Source organism: Pseudomonas sp. PS01297, from assembly GCF_029959305.1.
Lineage (GTDB): Bacteria > Pseudomonadota > Gammaproteobacteria > Pseudomonadales > Pseudomonadaceae > Aquipseudomonas > Aquipseudomonas helleri.
In genome coordinates this window covers 1-18,462 of sequence record NZ_JASCPQ010000061.1, presented here as the reverse complement: position 1 = coordinate 18,462, position 18,462 = coordinate 1, and the positions used below count along the sequence as shown (strand labels likewise).

Annotated in this window: 17 protein-coding genes; 13 read left to right on the top strand and 4 right to left on the bottom strand. The window is 60.3% G+C overall.

The features are described from left to right. Positions 1 to 101: 101 nt before the first annotated feature. From hemC to rsd, 6 genes are all read left to right on the top strand, one after another. Positions 102 to 1,043: a hydroxymethylbilane synthase gene (gene hemC, locus QMX84_RS17695; protein WP_262126085.1), complete on the top strand. Its 942-nt coding sequence runs from the start codon at positions 102 to 104 to the stop codon at positions 1,041 to 1,043. Beyond that, positions 1,040 to 1,807 (top strand): uroporphyrinogen-III synthase, encoded by a 768-nt coding sequence (locus tag QMX84_RS17690; RefSeq protein WP_282364412.1) that lies wholly within the window; start codon positions 1,040 to 1,042, stop codon positions 1,805 to 1,807. The genes hemC and QMX84_RS17690 overlap by 4 nt, the downstream gene beginning before the upstream one ends. Positions 1,808 to 1,823: 16 nt before the next feature. Beyond that, the gene (locus QMX84_RS17685; protein ID WP_282364411.1) at positions 1,824 to 2,951 is read left to right on the top strand and encodes a uroporphyrinogen-III C-methyltransferase; all 1,128 of its coding nucleotides are present in this window, start codon (positions 1,824 to 1,826) and stop codon (positions 2,949 to 2,951) included. Next, positions 2,948 to 4,174 (top strand): heme biosynthesis protein HemY, encoded by a 1,227-nt coding sequence (locus QMX84_RS17680; RefSeq protein WP_048366910.1) that lies wholly within the window; start codon positions 2,948 to 2,950, stop codon positions 4,172 to 4,174. The genes QMX84_RS17685 and QMX84_RS17680 overlap by 4 nt, the downstream gene beginning before the upstream one ends. A gap of 225 nt (positions 4,175 to 4,399) precedes the next feature. Continuing rightward, positions 4,400 to 4,939: a disulfide bond formation protein B gene (locus QMX84_RS17675; protein WP_282364410.1), complete on the top strand. Its 540-nt coding sequence runs from the start codon at positions 4,400 to 4,402 to the stop codon at positions 4,937 to 4,939. A 177-nt stretch (positions 4,940 to 5,116) separates the two neighbouring features. Further along, complete coding sequence (gene rsd / locus QMX84_RS17670) at positions 5,117 to 5,587, top strand: sigma D regulator (RefSeq protein ID WP_123750962.1); 471 nt, start codon at positions 5,117 to 5,119, stop codon at positions 5,585 to 5,587. Between the two features lie 482 nt (positions 5,588 to 6,069). Here rsd and QMX84_RS17665 read toward each other — a convergent pair whose 3' ends face one another. After that, on the bottom strand, positions 6,070 to 6,732 hold the full coding sequence (locus QMX84_RS17665; RefSeq protein ID WP_282364409.1) for an FKBP-type peptidyl-prolyl cis-trans isomerase: 663 nt from the start codon (positions 6,730 to 6,732) through the stop codon (positions 6,070 to 6,072). A 250-nt stretch (positions 6,733 to 6,982) separates the two neighbouring features. Between QMX84_RS17665 and QMX84_RS17660 the strand changes: the two genes are divergently transcribed. Continuing rightward, complete coding sequence (locus QMX84_RS17660; protein WP_282364408.1) at positions 6,983 to 7,999, top strand: AlgP family protein; 1,017 nt, start codon at positions 6,983 to 6,985, stop codon at positions 7,997 to 7,999. Here QMX84_RS17660 and QMX84_RS17655 read toward each other — a convergent pair. Next, complete coding sequence (locus tag QMX84_RS17655; protein WP_282364407.1) at positions 7,996 to 8,460, bottom strand: TIGR02444 family protein; 465 nt, start codon at positions 8,458 to 8,460, stop codon at positions 7,996 to 7,998. The two genes, QMX84_RS17660 and QMX84_RS17655, sit on opposite strands and share 4 nt — an antisense overlap. Positions 8,461 to 8,510: 50 nt before the next feature. Here QMX84_RS17655 and QMX84_RS17650 point away from each other — a divergent pair, with 50 nt between their 5' ends. From QMX84_RS17650 to QMX84_RS17630, 5 genes are all read left to right on the top strand, one after another. After that, positions 8,511 to 10,421: an ATP-binding cassette domain-containing protein gene (locus tag QMX84_RS17650; RefSeq protein ID WP_282364406.1), complete on the top strand. Its 1,911-nt coding sequence runs from the start codon at positions 8,511 to 8,513 to the stop codon at positions 10,419 to 10,421. Then, positions 10,421 to 10,978, top strand: coding sequence for a mechanosensitive ion channel family protein (locus QMX84_RS17645; protein WP_048390485.1), 558 nt, complete (start codon positions 10,421 to 10,423; stop codon positions 10,976 to 10,978). Before QMX84_RS17650 ends, QMX84_RS17645 begins: the two co-directional genes overlap by 1 nt. A gap of 172 nt (positions 10,979 to 11,150) precedes the next feature. Next, complete coding sequence (locus tag QMX84_RS17640) at positions 11,151 to 11,783, top strand: LysE family transporter (protein WP_048366902.1); 633 nt, start codon at positions 11,151 to 11,153, stop codon at positions 11,781 to 11,783. Between the two features lie 66 nt (positions 11,784 to 11,849). After that, the gene (locus QMX84_RS17635; protein WP_282364405.1) at positions 11,850 to 13,748 is read left to right on the top strand and encodes a cytochrome c/FTR1 family iron permease; all 1,899 of its coding nucleotides are present in this window, start codon (positions 11,850 to 11,852) and stop codon (positions 13,746 to 13,748) included. A 66-nt stretch (positions 13,749 to 13,814) separates the two neighbouring features. Continuing rightward, the gene (locus tag QMX84_RS17630; protein WP_048366900.1) at positions 13,815 to 14,267 is read left to right on the top strand and encodes a YaiI/YqxD family protein; all 453 of its coding nucleotides are present in this window, start codon (positions 13,815 to 13,817) and stop codon (positions 14,265 to 14,267) included. On the opposite strand, the gene elbB is transcribed toward QMX84_RS17630, so the two are convergent. Together elbB and QMX84_RS17620 are read right to left on the bottom strand one after the other, a co-directional pair. Then, the gene (elbB, locus tag QMX84_RS17625) at positions 14,268 to 14,933 is read right to left on the bottom strand and encodes an isoprenoid biosynthesis glyoxalase ElbB (RefSeq protein ID WP_282364404.1); all 666 of its coding nucleotides are present in this window, start codon (positions 14,931 to 14,933) and stop codon (positions 14,268 to 14,270) included. A 130-nt stretch (positions 14,934 to 15,063) separates the two neighbouring features. Beyond that, the gene (locus QMX84_RS17620; protein WP_048366898.1) at positions 15,064 to 15,681 is read right to left on the bottom strand and encodes a DedA family protein; all 618 of its coding nucleotides are present in this window, start codon (positions 15,679 to 15,681) and stop codon (positions 15,064 to 15,066) included. Positions 15,682 to 16,133: 452 nt separating this feature from the next. Between QMX84_RS17620 and ppk1 the strand changes: the two genes are divergently transcribed. Next, entirely contained in the window at positions 16,134 to 18,371 is a 2,238-nt protein-coding gene (gene ppk1 / locus QMX84_RS17615; RefSeq protein ID WP_048366897.1) for a polyphosphate kinase 1, read from the top strand. The last annotated feature ends 91 nt before the right edge of the window (positions 18,372 to 18,462 follow it).

Sequence of the window (18,462 nt, the reverse complement as noted above, 5' to 3'; positions counted from 1 at the left end):
CCTGCTCCTGGCTTAAACGGCCACGTACTTTCTGATACAAGTCAAAGCTGTTTTGGCTGAGCTGTTATTATCAGCCGTATCTTTTCAGTACGGATTGATCCATGTCCTCTCGCGAAATCCGCATCGCTACCCGTAAAAGCGCCCTGGCTCTGTGGCAGGCCGAATACGTCAAAGCCCGTTTAGAGCAGGCTCACCCAGGTCTTGTGGTGACGCTGGTGCCGATGGTCAGCCGTGGCGACAAGCTGCTGGACTCGCCGCTGTCGAAAATCGGCGGCAAGGGTCTGTTCGTCAAAGAGCTGGAAACCGCCCTGCTCGAAAACGAAGCTGACATCGCCGTGCACTCCATGAAGGACGTGCCGATGGACTTCCCTGAAGGCCTCGGTCTGTTCTGCATTTGCGAGCGCGAAGACCCGCGTGACGCTTTTGTCTCCAATACCTTTGCCAGCCTCGAAGCCTTGCCGGCCGGCAGTGTGGTCGGCACATCGAGCCTGCGCCGTCAGGCTCAGTTGCTGACCCGTCGGCCAGACCTCGAAATCCGCTTTCTGCGCGGCAACGTCAACACGCGTCTGGCCAAGCTCGACGCCGGTGAATACGACGCCATCATCCTCGCCGCTGCGGGCCTGATCCGCTTGGGCTTTGAAGACCGCATCACCTCGGCGATCAGTGTCGAAGACAGCCTGCCAGCCGGTGGGCAGGGCGCCGTGGGCATTGAATGCCGCAGCGCTGACCACGAAATTCACGCGTTGCTGGCGCCGCTGCACCATGCCGACACGGCAGTGCGCGTGACCGCTGAACGCGCGCTCAACAAACACCTCAATGGCGGCTGCCAAGTACCCATCGCCTGCTATGCCGTGCTGGAAGGCGAGCAGATCTGGCTGCGTGGCCTGGTCGGTGAGCCCGCCGGTGGCACATTGCTGAGCGCCGACGCACGTGCCCCGCACAGTGCGGCGACAGCGTTGGGTGTGCAGGTCGCCGAAGACCTGCTGGCACAAGGCGCCGGTGAGATTCTTAAAGCAGTCTACGGCGAGGCGGGTCACGAGTGACAGGCTGGCGCCTGCTGCTGACCCGACCCGCTGAGGAGTCGGCAGCACTCGCGAACGAGCTGGCCACTGTGGGTGTGTTCAGCAGCCGCTTGCCGCTGCTGGCCATCGAACCGCTAGCATTGAGCGCAAGCCAGCGCGAGATGGTCGCCCACCTGGACCGCTATTGCGCGGTCATTGTGGTCAGCAAGCCCGCTGCGCGCCTGGGCGTGCAGTGGGTCAGCCAGTATTGGCCGCAAGCGCCTGCGCAGCCGTGGTTCAGTGTGGGTGCCGCCACTGCGCAGATTCTCGCCGAGCATGGCCTGGATGTTAGCTACCCTTTATCCGCAGATGACAGCGAGGCCTTGCTGGCGTTGCCCGCGTTTACCCAAGCGGTGACGTGCAGCGAGCCCAAGGTGCTGATCGTGCGCGGCGAGGGCGGGCGGGAAATGCTCGCCGAGCGCCTGCGCCAGCTGGGCGCGCAGGTCGATTACCTCGAACTGTATCGCCGGACGCTGCCGTCTTACCCGGCTCACACACTGCTTGAACGCATAAAAGCGGAACGCCTGAACGCGCTGGTGGTCAGCAGTGGACAGGGGTTTGAACATTTGCAGCAGTTGGCAGGTGATGCCTGGCCCCAACTGAGCGGTATGACATTGTTTGTTCCAAGCCCTCGCGTTGCGCAGATTGCGCGCGATGCCGGGGCCAAAAACGTTGTGGATTGCCGTGGCGCGAGCGCTACGGCTTTGCTGGCGGCGCTACGGGCACATCCCGTACCTGCTTTCTAACGCAAAGGATGGATACGTGAGCGAAACAGTCTTGCCAAAAGAACACGTGCAGCCCGCGCCAGAAGCGCCGGTTGAAAAACCTGTCATCAAGCCTGAGCGCCGGGGCAATGGTCTGGCCGCCTTCGCGCTGTTGCTCGGCGCTGCCGGCATCGCGGTCGGCGGTTGGGCGGTGTGGCAGATGCGCCATCTGGAAGCCAGCACTGCCGAGCAGTTGGCAGAAGTGCAGGCGCTGGGCGCACAAACGCTGTCGATCAAACAAAGTGAGCAGCAACTGCTGACGCGGCTCAACCAGTTGCCTTCGGCCAACGATCTGGATAACCAGCGTCAGTTGGTGGTGCAACTGCAAGGCGATCAGCAACGCTTGAATCAACGCCTTGAGACCGTGCTGGGGGCGAGCCGCAAAGACTGGCGCCTGGCCGAGGCCGAGCACTTGTTGCGTCTGGCCAGCCTGCGCTTGTCAGCGCTGCAAGACATCAGCAGTGCTCAGGCGTTGGTGCAGGGCGCCGATGACATTTTGCGCGAGCAGAATGATCCGGGTTCGTTCGCTGCCCGCGAGCAATTGGCCAAGAGCCTCGCCGCCTTGCGCAGCGTCGAACAGCCAGACCGCACGGGTGTGTTCCTGCAGTTGGCGGCCTTGCGTGATCAAGTGTCGCAACTCACCGCGCTGGCGCCCGAGTTCAAGGACTCCGGTGATTCATTGCTGGGCCTGACCGCCGATGGCGACGGGGCAAGCCGCTGGGAGCAATGGTGGGATGAAATCTCCCATTACATCCGTATCGACTTCAATGCCGACAAAAACGTGCGGCCGTTGCTGGCAGGGCAAAGCCTGACCCAAGTGCGTCTGGCCTTGAGCCTGGCGCTGGAGCAAGCGCAGTGGGCTGCGCTTAACGGCCAGGCCTTGGTCTACACCCAGGCCTTGGCGCAGGCGCAAGAGGTGCTCAAAGGCAACTTCAACCAGGACAACGCGCAAAGCAAAAAAATGCTGGAGCAAGTGGTTGAGCTGAGCAAACAGCCGGTCACGGTCAAGACGCCGGACCTGGCGGGCACCCTGAGTGCGATGCAGGCCTACCTTGAGCGTCGGCATGTTGAGGCTGACGAACCGGGTCGTGCGGCTGCCAAACCGGCCGAGGAGGCCCGCCCATGAAGCGTCTGTATGTGATTGTGTTCTTGTTGATTGCGGCCGCTGCGTGCGTCGGCCTGGCAATCTCCGAGGACGCAGGCTACGTGCTGGTGGCTTACAAAAACTTCCGCTACGAATCCAGCCTGTGGGCGTCTCTGGCTGTGCTGGTGATCCTGTGGCTGGTGATCTGGGGCATCAAGCTGTTGGTTGAGCTGTTCAGCGTCTCGACTGGCCTGGTCAACCCGTGGTCACGGCGTAACCGCAGCCGTCGTATTCAACTGGCGATCGAACAAGGCCAGATGGACCTTGCCGAGGGCCGCTGGGCCAGCGCGCAAAAGCACCTGACCCGCGCCGCAGAAGCCGAGCGCCAACCGCTGCTGTTCTACCTCGGTGCCGCGCGTGCGGCCAACGAGCTGGGCCGTTACGAAGAGAGCGACAGCCTGCTTGAGCGCGCCCTTGAACGTCAGCCCCAGGCCGAACTGGCGATTGCCCTCAACCATGCGCAGCTGCAAGTTGATCGCGCCGATACCGAAGGTGCCCTCAACACCTTGCAAGCCATGCACGAACGCCATCCGCATAACGTGCAGGTGCTGCGCCAGCTTCAGCGCCTGCACCAGCAGCGCGGCGACTGGTCGGCCCTGATCCGCCTGCTGCCTGAGTTGCGTAAAGACAAAGTCTTGCCTGCCCAGGAACTGGCTGAGCTTGAACGCCGCGCCTGGGGGCAAAACCTTGGCCTGGCGGCGCAGCGCGACACGGGCGGCGAGGCGGGGCTGCAATCGTTGACCCTGGCCTGGCAGCAACTGACCTCGGCACAGCGTCAGGAGCCCACCCTTGTATTGGCTTATGCCGAGCAATTGCGCCGCCTGGGCGCACAGTCCGAGGCCGAAGAAGTGGTGCGCGGTGCGCTCAAGCGCACGTACGACAGCCACTTGGTGCGCCTGTATGGCTTGTTGCGTGGTAGCGACCCGGTCAAGCAATTGCAGACCGCAGAAGGGTGGCTCAAGGCGCACCCGGCGGATGCCAGCTTGCTGCTGACCCTGGGCCGCCTGTGCTTGCAGAACAGCCTGTGGGGCAAGGCGCGGGACTACTTCGAAAGCAGCCTCAAGCTTGAGCGCAACCCAGAAACCTGCGCAGAGCTAGCACGGCTCTTGGCCCAGCTGGGTGATACGGCGCGCAGCAATCAGTTGTTTCAGGAAGGCCTGAACTTGCTGGATGAACGTTTGCTGGCGCTGCCCTTACCGCAATAGAGCGTTTTGTAAACACCCCTGTGGGAACTGTCATCGGCCGTTTTCACAGGGGGGAACCGGATTTTAGGCCGGCTAAGAAATTTCGTACGTTGCCTGCACTAAAGCCTTTCAGCAGTTGTTGGTGATTCCCTACAAGCTTACGGAAGTATCCGTATTGGCTGGCCTTGAAAGGGCTATTGGCTTTCCTCTACCGTACCCGCCTGTCAATTTTGTTACGGAAAAGCCATGTTGTTGGCCTGCTCACGTTTCATATTCCTTTTGGCGTTGGTTGCCAGTGCTGCGGTGCTGGGCGCCTCTCTGTATCTGGAGTACGGGCCCGGACTAAGCCCCTGTTTGCTCTGCCTGGTGCAACGCTATCTGTTACTGGCTTTTTGTGCGGTCAACCTGATCGCCTTTGTCCATGCGCCGCGCGCTATCGGCGTGCTGGTGTATTCATTGGTCAGTATGTTGCTGGCCCTGGCGGGGCTGGCCAGTGCGACCCGCCAGGTGTTGTCCCAGCGGTTACCGGCGCAGCAGTTGATGATTTGTCAGCCCGATTTGGCGCATCTGTGGAACAACCTGTCACTGGGCGATCTGTTTACATCGGTCTACCGCGGGACCGAAGCCTGCGCGCATATCCAGTGGACACTCTTTGACCTGAGCATCCCCGAACTGAGCATGCTGGCGTTTGCCGGTTTGGCGGCGCTGAGTCTGTTCCAGTGGGTGCGCTATTTTTTACCGGGTAAAAAGCCCTGTCCTGCGACCAGAAGTAGCACTTCGTATTAAACGCTTGTATGAACTTTCTCTCGTGCGTACCTTGAAGCAGTTGCTTGGCGGGCATAATCTGGCCCGCACGCATTGTTGGAGTTATGTCGCCCATTGCCGGTGTATCTGCACAGGTTTTGGTCCACACAGGCCCGGCTCAGTCGGGTGGCATGGGCCCACTAGGGAAGAGAGATCATCATGCTCGAAAGATGTAAGAGTGCTCAGGAACGCTTCAACGGTGTTCACCAGTTGGTAGACCGCTGGTTGCATGAGCGCAGTAAGCTTGTGAGCGCTTATGCGGCTGTCATTGATCAGCAGCGCAACCCCAAGCGCGGGCCTCAAAAAGAGTTCTGCCAACTGCTGGTTGATTACGTTTCTGCAGGCCACTTCGAAATTTATGAGCAGCTCAACGAGGAAGCGAAAGCGTTCAATGATGAACGCGGGCTTGCTTTGGCAGAGACCATCTACCCCCGAATCAACGTCATTACCGAAGCAGCGTTAGCCTTTAACGACCACTGCGACGGCAAAGCGCATCGCCCGGATTGCGATAAACTCGCGAGCGAATTCAAAACACTCGGCGCCTTGCTCGACGAGCGTTTTGAGCTTGAAGACTGCTTGATCGAAGTGCTGCACAGCGCGCACAAACAGAAAGAAGCAGCCCAAGCCTGAAACACCATTCGGTAGGAGCGAGCTTGCCTCGCGATCTGTTGATCTTGATCTGGCTTTTGATCTTGATCTAAGAGGCCCCGTTAAACCACGCTGGCCGAACGCAGGTTTTGCGCAGTGGGTAACCCGGCAGGACGCCGGGTTAGTCGCGACACGGCCATGGATGGCCGATCGCGGCGGGCCCACGGAGTAAGGCCTGTGGTGAGGGCATGCCGAGCCACAGCGAGGCCCCGAGGGGTTGGGGCAAAAAGCGTTTGGTTACTTTGCGCTTTCAAAGTGACGCGCCGTAAGGGCGGAACCCTAAGTGGCCGTTGCCGCAGCAATGGATATGTACTCAAACCCTCTCAAATCAAGACCCCCCTCACCCTAGCCCTCTCCCGAAGGAGAGGGAACCGATTGGGGGATGCTGAAGATAGTCGGTGGCCTGTTTGCTGCGCGACAGCGCGGCGTCGAAGACGGGGCGGCACCTCCTACAGATAGTTGTCTTATTGCACCTTCAGCAATTCGATTTCAAACACCAGCGGTGTGTAAGGCGCGATCAAATCCCCTGCGCCTTCAGCCCCGTACGCCTGATTGGACGGTATTACCAGCCGCCATGTCGAACCGGTTGGCATCTGCGCTAACGCCAAGCGCCACCCATTGATCACGCTGTCCAGGCGCAACCACTGTGGCTGCGTGCTCTGATCGAAAACCGTACCGTCCGGCAAACGTCCCACATAGTTCACGTACACCGAACCCTGAGCATCGGGTTTTGCCCCGGCGCCTGCCTTGAGTTCAGTCGCCAAAATGCCGTTGCCCAACTCGCGAACGCCGGTTTTCTGTTTTTCTTTTAATAAAAAATCACGCTCGGCGTTCAGTGCAACTTCGCTCTGCGGTTGCGCGGGCTCGGCATCGATTTGTGCCTGATGCGCAGCCAATATCTGCTCGATTTTTTCATCACTCAGCGCTAACGGCTTGCCTTCATAAGCGCTGCGCAAACCGTCGATCAAGGCCTGGATCTGAAGTTGCGGCACGTCTTCGCGCAAACGCTCGCCAAGGCTCGCACCCAAGCTGTAGGCCAGGTCGTGCGCGGCTTGCGGGCTTTGCGCCGGGGCCGCATGAGCCGAACAGGCAACGCACAACAAGGTCAATAAAAGGGCACGCGACATGGGCAGTCTCCGGTCTTCAGTGCGAGCGATTATGCCTGTGCGAGCACGATTGTTTGGGAGAAATATCGGGGGGCTTTAATAAACGCAGAAGTGGCCAAAAAATTTATCTGAACAGGCCGCTAAAAAGTGATCTGGCACAAGTTTTCCGGCGCTATGCAACCCACTGCTATGGTTAGTGTCAACATGATCTAGCGGCGGTTCTTACAGAGGTCTAGTATGAGCCGCACTCACTTCAGCCAGGAGGTAAACCATGTCGGCCAACAAGAAGTCTGTTAATACGCCGTTGCACTTGCTCCAACAACTCTCAGGCAGCCTGCTTGAGCATTTGGAAAGCGCCTGTTCCCAAGCGCTGGCTGATGCTGAGAAGTTGCTCGCCAAGCTTGAAAAACAGCGCGGCAAAGCTCAGGAAAAACTGCACAAGGCGCGTGAAAAACTGCAAGAAGCCGCTCACGCTGGCAAGTCCAAGGCACAAGCCAAAGCCAAGTCTTCCGTGAAAGAACTTGAGCAACTGCTGGACTCGCTCAAAGACCGCCAAACCGAAACGCGCGCTTATATCCAGCAACTCAAGCGTGATGCTCAAGAAAGCCTCAAGTTGGCCCAAGGCATTGGCCGGGTTAAAGAGGCCGTTGGCAAGGCCCTGACGGCTCGCACCGCCAAGCCTGCTGCCAGCGCTAAAAAGCCTGCGGCCAAAGCACCGGTTGCCGCCAAGGCACCTGCTAAACCTGCTGCCAAGGCTCCAGCCAAAGCGCCAGCAGCGGCCAAGCCTGCGGCTAAAACCGCTGCGGCAAAACCTGCTGCCAAAGCCCCTGCCGCCAAACCGGCCGCGGCTAAAGCGCCAGCCGCCAAACCAGCGACAGCTCGCACTGCTGCTGCAAAACCTGCAGCCAAACCTGCCGCCGCTAAACCTGCTGCTGCCAAAGCCCTTGCATCCGCAGCCGCCAAGCCAGCGGCCAGAACCCCGGCGGCCAAGCCCGCAGCGGCCAAACCTGCTGCTGCAAAACCAGCGGCTAAACCTGCAGCGGCCAAACCGGCTTCTACTGCGGCCAAGGCACCTGCCAAGCCAGCGGTTAAACCTGCGGCCAAACCCGCTGCCAAGCCAGCCGTGAGAAAGCCAGCTGCCGCAAAACCAGCTGCCAAGCCTGCGGCAAAACCTGCGACTGCGCCTGCAACCACAGCAACCACCGCAACCGCAGCGCCAACACCGGCCGCGGCACCTGCTGCAGCGACACCCGCAACGCCGGCGACAACCTCTACCAACGCTTCTTAAGCGTGGTTGATTGCGGCGCGCAGCGTTTGCAGCGCGCCGTGATCAGGGTGTTCAACCTGGCTGACCAGTCTTTGTAGCCAGTCGCAGGTGTCATGCGATTGCGCTGGCAACCAGCCCAGGGTTGCCGCCTCCAGACGTCGCAACAACGTCCGCTCTGCCTCCAGCTCCAAGCCTTTGATCAGCCCGCGTAACGCAGACAGTTCGTCATCGTGCGTGGCCGCTTCGCGCCATTGCGTGCGTAATTGGCGCAAGGGCTGCACGACGTCGCGTTGCCAAGGCTCGGCGCAGGCCCGCAAGCACTCAAAACGCGCCTCATCGCAGGCGATACGCCGGTGTTCCAGCCACGCTGCGCACAGCAGCAGGCACACATCCAGGCCCTGGCTTTGCAGGCTTAAACAGGCGTGTTCAATGCCGGGCAGGGCATAGACCTTCAAACAGTAATTCCACAGATCGGTCTGCATAGTGCAATTCGCGCCAGTTGAGAGGGAAGCTGGTAGACTCCGCGGCCATTATGATCCGACTTCAGAACCTGACTTTACAGCGTGGCCCTCAGCGTCTGCTAGAAGACGCCGAGCTGACCCTGCACGCCGGCCACAAAGCCGGTTTGGTCGGCGCCAATGGCGCCGGTAAATCCACTTTGTTCGCCTTGCTGCTGGGTGAGTTGACGCCTGATTCCGGGGATTGTCTGCTACCGGCCGACTGGCGGATTGCCCACATGCGGCAAGAAATCGACACCCTCGATCGCATTGCGATCGACTATGTGCTCGATGGCGACCAGCGCTTGCGCGAGGTGCAAGCCAATCTTGCCCAGGCTGAGGCCGCCCACGACGGTGCCGCGCAGGCGCGCTGGCATGCCGAACTGGACAGCGCCGACGGTTACACCGCCGATGCCAGGGCGCGCAAAATGCTCGCCGGGCTGGGGTTTACCAACGAGCAAATGGACCGCCCGGTCGCCGACTTCTCCGGCGGCTGGCGGATGCGCCTTAACCTGGCCCAGGCCCTGATGTGCCCGTCCGACCTGTTGTTGCTCGACGAACCGACCAACCACTTGGACCTCGACGCCATTTTGTGGCTCGAAGACTTCCTCAAAAGCTACCCCGGCACCATGCTGCTGATCTCCCACGACCGGGATTTCCTCGACGCCGTGGTCGATAACATTGCACACGTCGAACAGCGCAAAATCACCCTCTATCGCGGGGGTTACAGCGCCTTTGAACGTGCCCGCGCCGAGCGTCTGGCCCAGCAACAACAGGCCTACGAGAAGCAGCAGGCGCAACGTGCGCACATGGAAAGCTACATCGCCCGTTTCAAGGCCCAGGCCACCAAGGCCCGTCAGGCACAGAGCCGCATCAAGGCCCTTGAGCGCATGGAAGAACTGAGCGCGGCCCATGTCGACTCACCGTTCAACTTCGTGTTCCGTGAAGCGGTCAAACTCTCCAGCCCGTTGCTCGACTTGTCGGACGCGCGCCTGGGGTACGGCGACAAAACCATCCTTGAGAAGGTCAAGCTGCAACTGGTGCCGGGTGCCCGTATCGGCTTGCTCGGCCCGAACGGTGCCGGTAAGTCGACCCTGATCAAAAACCTGGCGGGTGAGCTGGTTCCGCTGGCGGGGCGTCTGGCCCGTGGCGAAAACCTCTCGGTCGGTTACTTTGCCCAGCATCAACTCGACTCACTGGACTCCAAGGCCAGCCCGTTGCTGCACTTGCAGCGTCTGGCGCCGACCGAGCGTGAGCAAGTGTTGCGTGACTTCCTCGGCGGGTTCGACTTCCGTGGGGCGCGCATCGACGAGCCGGTGCTGAACTTCTCGGGCGGTGAAAAAGCCCGTCTGGCCCTCGCGCTTATCGCGTGGGAACGCCCGAACCTGTTGCTGCTCGACGAACCGACCAACCACCTTGATCTGGAAATGCGCCTGGCCCTGACCATGGCCTTGCAAGAGTTCAGTGGTGCGGTACTGGTGGTGTCTCACGATCGTCACTTGCTCAAAAGCACCACCGACGAGTTCTTGCTGGTGGCCGATGGCAAAGTCCAGGAGTTCGATGGCGACCTCGACGACTACGCCCGTTGGCTGGCTGATTACCGCCTGCGCAATGCGCCGGTGAGCAACACCGTAATCAACCCGGACAAGACCGATAAAAAGGCTCAGCGGCAGGCGGCGGCTGCGTTGCGTCAGCAACTGGCACCGCACAAGCGTGAAGCCGACAAGCTCGAAAGCGAGTTGGGCAAGGTCACTGAAAAGCTCGCCCGGATCGAGACCAGCCTCGGTGACAGCGGCGTCTACGAGGCGGCGCGCAAAGACGAACTGCGTGAGTTGCTGGCCGATCAGGCCAAGCTCAAGGTGCTCGAAGGCCAGCTCGAAGAGCGCTGGATGGAAGCCCTGGAAGTGCTTGAGACCTTGCAAGCCGAACTTGAAGCCCTGTCCTGATGGAGTCGCTCAACTTACCCGTACCGGCCGAGTTGATCGCGCCCCTGTGGATCGGCGTGCAGATCTTGCTGATCCTGCTGGCGGGGTACTTCCTGCAGCGCGTGGTTGCACGTTTTCTGACCCGCCTGGGCGAGCGTTACCCTTTGCCGTCGCAGTTGCTGTTGCCGCTGCGAGGCGGGTTGCGCTGGTTCATCATGGGCAGCGCGGTCATTTTCGTCCTCGAGCGCCTGGGCGTTTCGGCCACGGTGTTGTGGACCGCGCTGTCAGGCTTCGTGGCGGTGGCGGCAATTGCCTTCTTCGCCATGTGGAGCGTGTTGTCCAATCTGCTGTGCGCGGTGTTGATCTTTACCGTGGGGCCGTTTCGCATTGGCGACGTGGTGGAGTTGCTCGATACCCTCGACAAGCCGGGGGTCAAAGGTCGCGTCGTGGCCATCAACCTGCTGTACACCACCCTGGTTGAGCCTGCCGAAGCCGGCAGTGGCAGCAGCATGGTGCAAGTCCCCAACAGCTTGTTCTTCCAGCGCTCCGTGCGCCGCTGGCGCGAAGGCGATCTGTAAGGCCCCATAACTTTGTAGGAGCTGCCGCAGGCTGCGATCTTTTGATCTTCAAGCAACGTCAAAAGATCGCAGCCTCCGGCAGCTCCAACGGTTTGGATTTAAAAACATCTGGTTAATTTTCAGCCCGCGCATTAGCTTAAGGACTTGTTACAGTTTTTGTCCGAGGTGTGCGATGTCGCTGGAAACGTGGTTGGCCTTTTTCGCTGCTTGCTGGGTCATTAGCCTGTCGCCTGGCGCAGGCGCCATTGCGTCGATGTCGTGCGGCCTGCAATACGGCTTCTGGCGCGGCTATTGGAATGCGCTGGGCCTGCAACTGGGTCTGGCCCTGCAAATCTTCATTGTCGCCGCCGGTGTCGGTGCCATCCTCGCCGCGTCGTCCACCGCCTTCTACGCGATCAAATGGTTTGGCGTGGCCTACCTCGTTTACCTCGCCGTTAAACAGTGGCGAGCCTTGCCGTCCGACCTCAGCGACGACTCGGCCATCCGCCCCATCGGTAAACCGCTGGCGCTGGTGTTTCGTGGCTTTCTGGTGAATGTCAGCAACCCCAAAGCGCTAGTGTTCATGCTCGCGGTGCTGCCGCAGTTTGTGAACCCGAACGAGCCGTTGGTGAGCCAGTACCTGACCCTGGGTGTGACCATGATCGCCGTCGATTTGATCGTCATGGCCGGTTACACCGGCTTGGCGTCCAAGGTCTTGCGCCTGCTGCGCACGCCCAAACAGCAGCGCCGCCTGAACCGCACCTTTGCCGGTTTGTTCGTGGGTGCCGCAGGGTTTCTGGCGACGTTGCACCGCGCCACCACCTAAAAATCTTGAGTCGCGGTCATTGGAAGTGAACAATGTGTTACTTCTCATTTCCACCCGGATCTTTCAATGACCGCCCGATCGCGCTGTTTGGCCTGGCTGATGGTGCCAGTGCTCGCGTTGTGCAGCCTCGCTGTTTCAGCCAATTCCCCAGAAGGTGCTTCCCAAGCGTTGCACCTTATTGACTACATCGGAGCGGACTATCCGCCTACGGTCGAAGACGGCAAAGTCATCGACGAAACCGAGTATCACGAACAGTTAGAGTTCCTCACCGTCCTCAAGGGCCTGATTGCTGACTTGCCTGAACGCCCTGAGCGTGTGGAGTTGGCGCAGGGTGTTGAGGCCTTGCAATCGGCCATTGAACAGCGCGAAGACGGCGCCAAGGTCGCCCGTGAAGCGCGCCAGTTAGGGGCCAAGCTGGCGGTCGCTTACGAAGTCAGCCAAGCGCCGGTGATTACCCCGGATCCTGCACGCGGTGAGCCGCTCTACGCTTTGCATTGCTCGGTGTGCCATGGTGCCACCGGCGCCGGGGACGGCCCGGCCAGCATGGGCATGACCCCGCCACCGGCCAACCTGCGCGATGCTGCGCGTCTTGACCGCCTGAGCCTCTACGCGATTTTCAACACCTTGGCGCTGGGCGTTGAAGGCACCGACATGCCTGCTTTTGCCGACCAACTGGACGACCGTCAGCGCTGGGACCTGGCCACCTATGTGGCGGGCCTGAGTGCAGACCCAGCGGCGGCTAAAGCAGACAAAACCTACGACCTCGCTGAATTGGCCCGTCAGACCCCCGGCGAAGTGCTGGCCGCAGAAGGTCCGCAAGCCGCTGCCACGTTCCGCGCACAACGGGCGCAGCCGCCGCAGGTCAAGCGCGGCCCGGCGCAGTTGCTCGATTACACCAGCCAAACCTTGGACAAAAGCCTGGCGGCCTATCGCGAGGGCGATCGTGAGCAAGCCTACGACTTGTCTGTAGCGGCGTATCTGGAAGGCTTTGAGCTGGTAGAAAGCTCGCTGGACAACGTCGACAGCAGCGTGCGTAAAACCACCGAAAAAGCCCTGATGGCGTATCGGCAATCGCTGCAAGACGGCTTGCCAATCGAACAGGTCGAGCAGCGTCTGGACGCGGCCAAAGCCTTGCTCAAAGAGTCTGCCGGACTGCTGGGTAGCGATGGCTTGAGCTGGTCCCTGAGCTACATTTCGGGTTTGTTGATTCTGCTGCGTGAAGGCCTGGAAGCGATTCTGGTGCTGGCGGCGATCCTCGCCTTCTTGCGCAATACCGGCCAGCAATCGGCGGTACGCAGCGTCAACATCGGCTGGGGCCTGGCTTTGGTCGCGGGCTTGGCCACGTGGGCGCTGGCCGCCTATGTGATTGACGTCAGCGGCGCCCAGCGCGAACTGCTCGAAGGCTGCACCGCGCTGTTTGCCAGCGTCATGGTGCTGTGGCTCGGCGTGTGGATGCACGACCGCCGCCACGCCGATGCCTGGCAGGACTACATCAAAAGCAGTTTGGTCAGCGGCGGCGGGCGGTTTGGCTTTGCGGTGCTGGCGTTCTTCTCGGTGTACCGCGAACTGTTCGAAGTAATCCTGTTCTACGAAACCCTGTGGCTGCAAGCGGGCCCGGCCGGGCATGACGCCGTACTGGCGGGCGGCGCCACGGCGCTGGTGCTGCTGATCGGCCTGGCGTGGATCATCCTGCGCGGCTCAGCCAAATTACCACTGGGCGTGTTCTTCGGCATTAACGCCGCGCTGCTGTGCGCCTTGTCCGTCGTCTTCGCCGGCCATGGCGTCAAAGCTCTGCAGGAAGCCGGAATCTTTGGCACACGACCTGTGCCTTTCTTCGAGTTCGACTGGCTCGGCATCCACGCAGACGCCTACTCGCTCAGCGCACAAGCCATCGCCATCCTCGCGATCATCGTGCTCTACAGCCGTAGCAGACTGGCTGAAAAACGTCGGGAACAGGCTTCTTAAACAGGGGTGGGAGCGAGGCTTGCCCGCTCCCACCGTTTTTTGTTGCTTATTATCAGGAGCTACCCCATGCGTGTCTGGATCGACGCAGACGCTTGCCCCAAGGCTGCGAAGGATCAGGTCATCAAGTTTGCGCTCAAGCGTCAGTTTGAGGTGGTGCTGGTGGCCGGGCAGAGTCAGGTCAAGCCGACGTATACGTTGGTCAAGCTGATTGTGGTGCCCAGTGGCCCGGATGCGGCGGATGACTATTTGGTCGAGCATGCCGTGCCCGGCGAGTTGGTGATTTGCAGCGATGTGCCGCTGGCTGACCGGCTGGTGAAGAAGGGCGTGGCAGCGCTGGACCCGCGCGGCAAAGAGTTTGACGCGCAGAACATGGGCGAGCGTCTGGCGGTGCGTAATTTGTTTACCGATCTGCGTGAGCAAGGCCAGGTCGGCGGCGGGCAGGGTGCTTATGGCGAACGCGACAAGCAGGCGTTCGCCAATGCACTGGACCGGATTCTGACCCGGCTCGCGCGGGGCTGATTACGCGTGCTGGGTCAGTTCCAGGACGCGGTCAACCATTTTGTTGATGCCAGAAGCCGCTTCGCTGATGGACTGAGCCAGCATGTAGGCCGGGGTGCTGACCAGTTTGCGGGCTTTGTCTTCGACGATGTCAGAGACTTCACATTCCTGGTGGGTGCCGCCCATTTTTTCTACCGCAGCAGCGGTGTCTGCGTCTTTACCGATGGTGCAGGTCACGCCAGGGCCGTAGATTTTGGCGGCAATGGCCGGGGAAATGCACATTAAACCGATCGGTTTGCCCGCTTCGGCAAAGGCTTCAGCCAGGGCCAGAACATCGGGTTGAACGCTGCAGGCAGCGCCTTCAGTGGCGAAGCTAGAAAGGTTTTTGGCGGCGCCAAACCCGCCGGGTACGATCAGCGCGTCAAAGTCGTCCACCTTGGCTTCTCGAATGTCCTTGATCTCGCCACGGGCGATACGCGCCGACTCGACCAGCACATTGCGCGACTCGGGCATTTCTTCGCCGGTCAGGTGGTTGATGACGTGCAGTTGCGCAATGTTCGGCGCAAAGCATTGCACGTGGGCGCCACGCTGACTGAGGCGCAGCAGGGTGATCACGCTTTCGTGGATTTCGGTGCCGTCATAGACGCCACAGCCGGAAAGAACAACGGCAATATTTTTGGTGGTCATGGTGGGTCTCCTTGTTCGTGGCGTTACTGTCTCTTTATTTGGCAACTGATGCCAGTGGGAGGTTCCGCGATCACGCAGGCGCTGCGGTGCAGCGCCCAAGGAGAGGGTGTGTGCGAGCGCACACACCGGCTTATTCCGCAGGTGGGGTGTTGACTTCAGCGGCTTTGTTTTTTTCTTCCAGCGCGGTCTGTTTGGCCAGGCGCGCGTTTTTGAAGCGCCGGCGCAGCCACAGGCAGCCGCCCAGCACCAGCAAGGCGCCCAGTACCCACAGCTCGTACTTTTTAACGCTGCCCAGCAGGCCTTCAAGCACGGCACCAAAGTGGTAGGCGGCGGTGGCCAGGGCAACGGCCCAAATGGCGGCACCAATCCCGTTGAGCAGCAGGTAGCGGCCCGGCGGGTAGCCTGAAAGGCCAATGGCCACGGGCATGACGGTGCGCAGACCGTACACAAAGCGGAAGCTCAAGACCCAGATGTCCGGGTGCTTGCGGATATGCTCCAGCGCCTTGTCGCCCATGAGTTGCCAGCGCGGTTTGCGCGCCAACAATTTGCGGCCGTGTTTGCGCCCCAGGAAGTACCACAGCTGGTCGCCGGCATAACTGCCGAGGAACGCCACGATCATGACCAGTTTAAGGTCCATGTATCCGCGGAACGCCAAGAAGCCTGCGAGAACCAGGATGGTCTCACCTTCAAAGAACGTCCCTAGAAACAGGGCGAAGTAACCGAATTCTTGAAGAAATTGTTGGAGCATTGTCTGGATGCTGGAGAAATGAACGCGCAGCCTACGCCTTAAGGGACGTTCAGGAAAGTATCGAACTGTGTCTTCTCATGAACAATTCCTACAAATCGTAAGTATTTGACCTACATCATAAGGGTTGTCATCTAGGATTCATGACACGTTGCTATAACGGTCGCGCGCGACGCATTTAAAAATCTGTAGCCGCTGCCGCAGGCTGCGATGGGTTGCGCAGCAGCCCTGTTTTAAAAGCCAAGGCCCTGCGGTCCTTATCGCAGCCTGCGGCAGCGACTACTTGTACGGCAGTTGCAGAACAAAATTGACAAAAAGCCCTCTAATCGGCTCCAGCCCGCATAAAGCGCCTCTGAGCGGTTTAAACCCATTGGCGTTGGTGGCATTCTGGCAGCTTGATTGCACGCGCCGCTAAACGGTCACGAGAGTCAAACCCGCTCTTACAGGAACATTCAATGAATACCGAAGGACAGACAGAACTCGTTGCTACTGAGGCTGAGCCCATTGTGGAGCAGGCCACTGAGACACCGCCCGTGCCGGAAGCTCACGCACCTGCTGCGCCTGAAGCGCCAGCGGCGGCGCAGCCAGCCATTGCCATTCCGGGTCTGGATGACAGCAGCCTGTATATCCACCGCGAACTCTCGCAGTTGCAATTCAACATCCGGGTGCTTGAGCAGGCGCTGGATGAGTCCTACCCGCTGCTTGAGCGGTTGAAGTTCCTGTTGATTTTCTCCAGCAACCTGGACGAATTCTTCGAAATTCGCGTGGCGGGCCTGAAGAAACAAATTACCTTCGCCCGCGAACAAGCGGGCGCCGATGGCTTGCAGCCGCACCAGGCGCTGGCCCGGATCAGCGAGCTGGTACACGGCCACGTTGATCGCCAATACGCGATCCTCAACGACATTCTGCTGCCCGAGCTTGAAAAGCATCAGGTGCGCTTTATCCGTCGCCGTTACTGGAACACCAAGATCAAAGTCTGGGTGCGCAAGTTCTTCCGCGATGAAATCGCGCCGATCATTACCCCGATCGGTCTCGACCCGACGCACCCGTTCCCGCTGCTGGTGAACAAGAGCCTCAACTTTATCGTTGAGCTTGAAGGCATTGACGCCTTTGGCCGCGATTCCGGCCTGGCGATCATCCCGGCGCCGCGCTTGTTGCCACGTGTGATCAAAGTGCCTGAAGAGGTCGGTGGCCCAGGCGACAACTACGTGTTCCTGTCGTCGATGATTCACGCCCACGCCGATGACCTGTTCCAGGGCATGAAGGTGAAGGGTTGCTACCAGTTCCGTCTGACCCGTAACGCCGACCTGGCCGTGGACACCGAAGATGTAGAAGACTTGGCCCGTGCCCTGCGCGGCGAGCTGTTCTCGCGTCGCTACGGCGATGCGGTGCGTCTGGAAGTGGCCGACACCTGCCCGAAACACCTGTCGGACTACCTGCTCAAGCAGTTCAACCTGCAAGAGACCGAGCTGTACCAGGTCAACGGCCCGGTAAACCTCACGCGTCTGTTCAGCATCACCGGTCTGGACAGCCACCCGGAGCTGCAATACACGCCGTTCACCCCGGCGATTCCGAAGCTGTTGCAGAACAGCGAGAACATTTTCAGCGTGGTCAGCAAGCAGGACATCTTGCTGCTGCACCCGTTTGAGTCCTTCACCCCGGTGGTCGATCTGCTGCGTCAGGCGGCCAAAGACCCGCATGTACTGGCTGTGCGCCAGACCCTGTACCGCAGCGGCGCCAACTCTGAAATCGTCGATGCGCTGGTTGATGCCGCGCGTAACGGTAAAGAAGTGACCGCGGTGATCGAATTGCGTGCGCGGTTTGACGAAGAGTCCAACCTGCAACTGGCCAGCCGTCTGCAAGCGGCAGGTGCAGTGGTGATCTACGGCGTGGTGGGCTTTAAGACCCACGCCAAGATGATGCTGATTCTGCGCCGTGAAGCGGGCGAGATCGTGCGTTACGCGCACTTGGGTACGGGCAACTACCACGCCGGTAACGCGCGCCTGTACACCGACTACAGCTTGCTGACGTCGGATGATGCGCTGTGCGAAGACGTCGGCAAGTTGTTCAGCCAACTGATCGGCATGGGTAAGACCCTGCGCATGAAAAAGCTCCTGCATGCGCCGTTTACCCTGAAAAAAGGCATGCTCGACATGATTGCCCGCGAAACGCAGTTCGCGTTAGAGGGCAAGCCTGCGCACATCATCGCCAAGTTCAACTCGCTGACCGACCCGAAAATCATCCGCGCCCTGTACAAGGCCAGCCAGTCCGGCGTGCGCATTGATCTTGTGGTGCGTGGCATGTGCTGCTTGCGTCCGGGCATTCCGGGCGTCTCGCACAACATCCACGTGCGCTCGATCATTGGCCGCTTCCTGGAGCACACACGGGTGTTCTACTTCCTCAATGGCGGCGAAGAGCAGATGTTCCTGTCGAGTGCTGACTGGATGGAGCGCAACCTCGATAAGCGTGTCGAGACGTGCTTCCCGGTAGAGGGCAAAAAGCTGATTCTGCGGGTCAAGAAGGAGCTGGAATGCTACCTGACGGACAACACCCATAGCTGGAGCCTGCAGTCTGACGGCCGTTACGTGCGCAACACGCCGACCGGCAACCAGAACCCGCGCAGCGCCCAAGCGACCCTGCTGGAGCGCCTGAGCCTGCCGGTACTGACCGTCAGCACCGGCCCGTCGGTGTAAACCCTCCATAAACCTGTGGGAGCGGGCTTGCTCGCGATTCAGGCGGCGCGGTGTTTCAAACAAACCGCGTCGATCCCATCGCGAGCAAGCC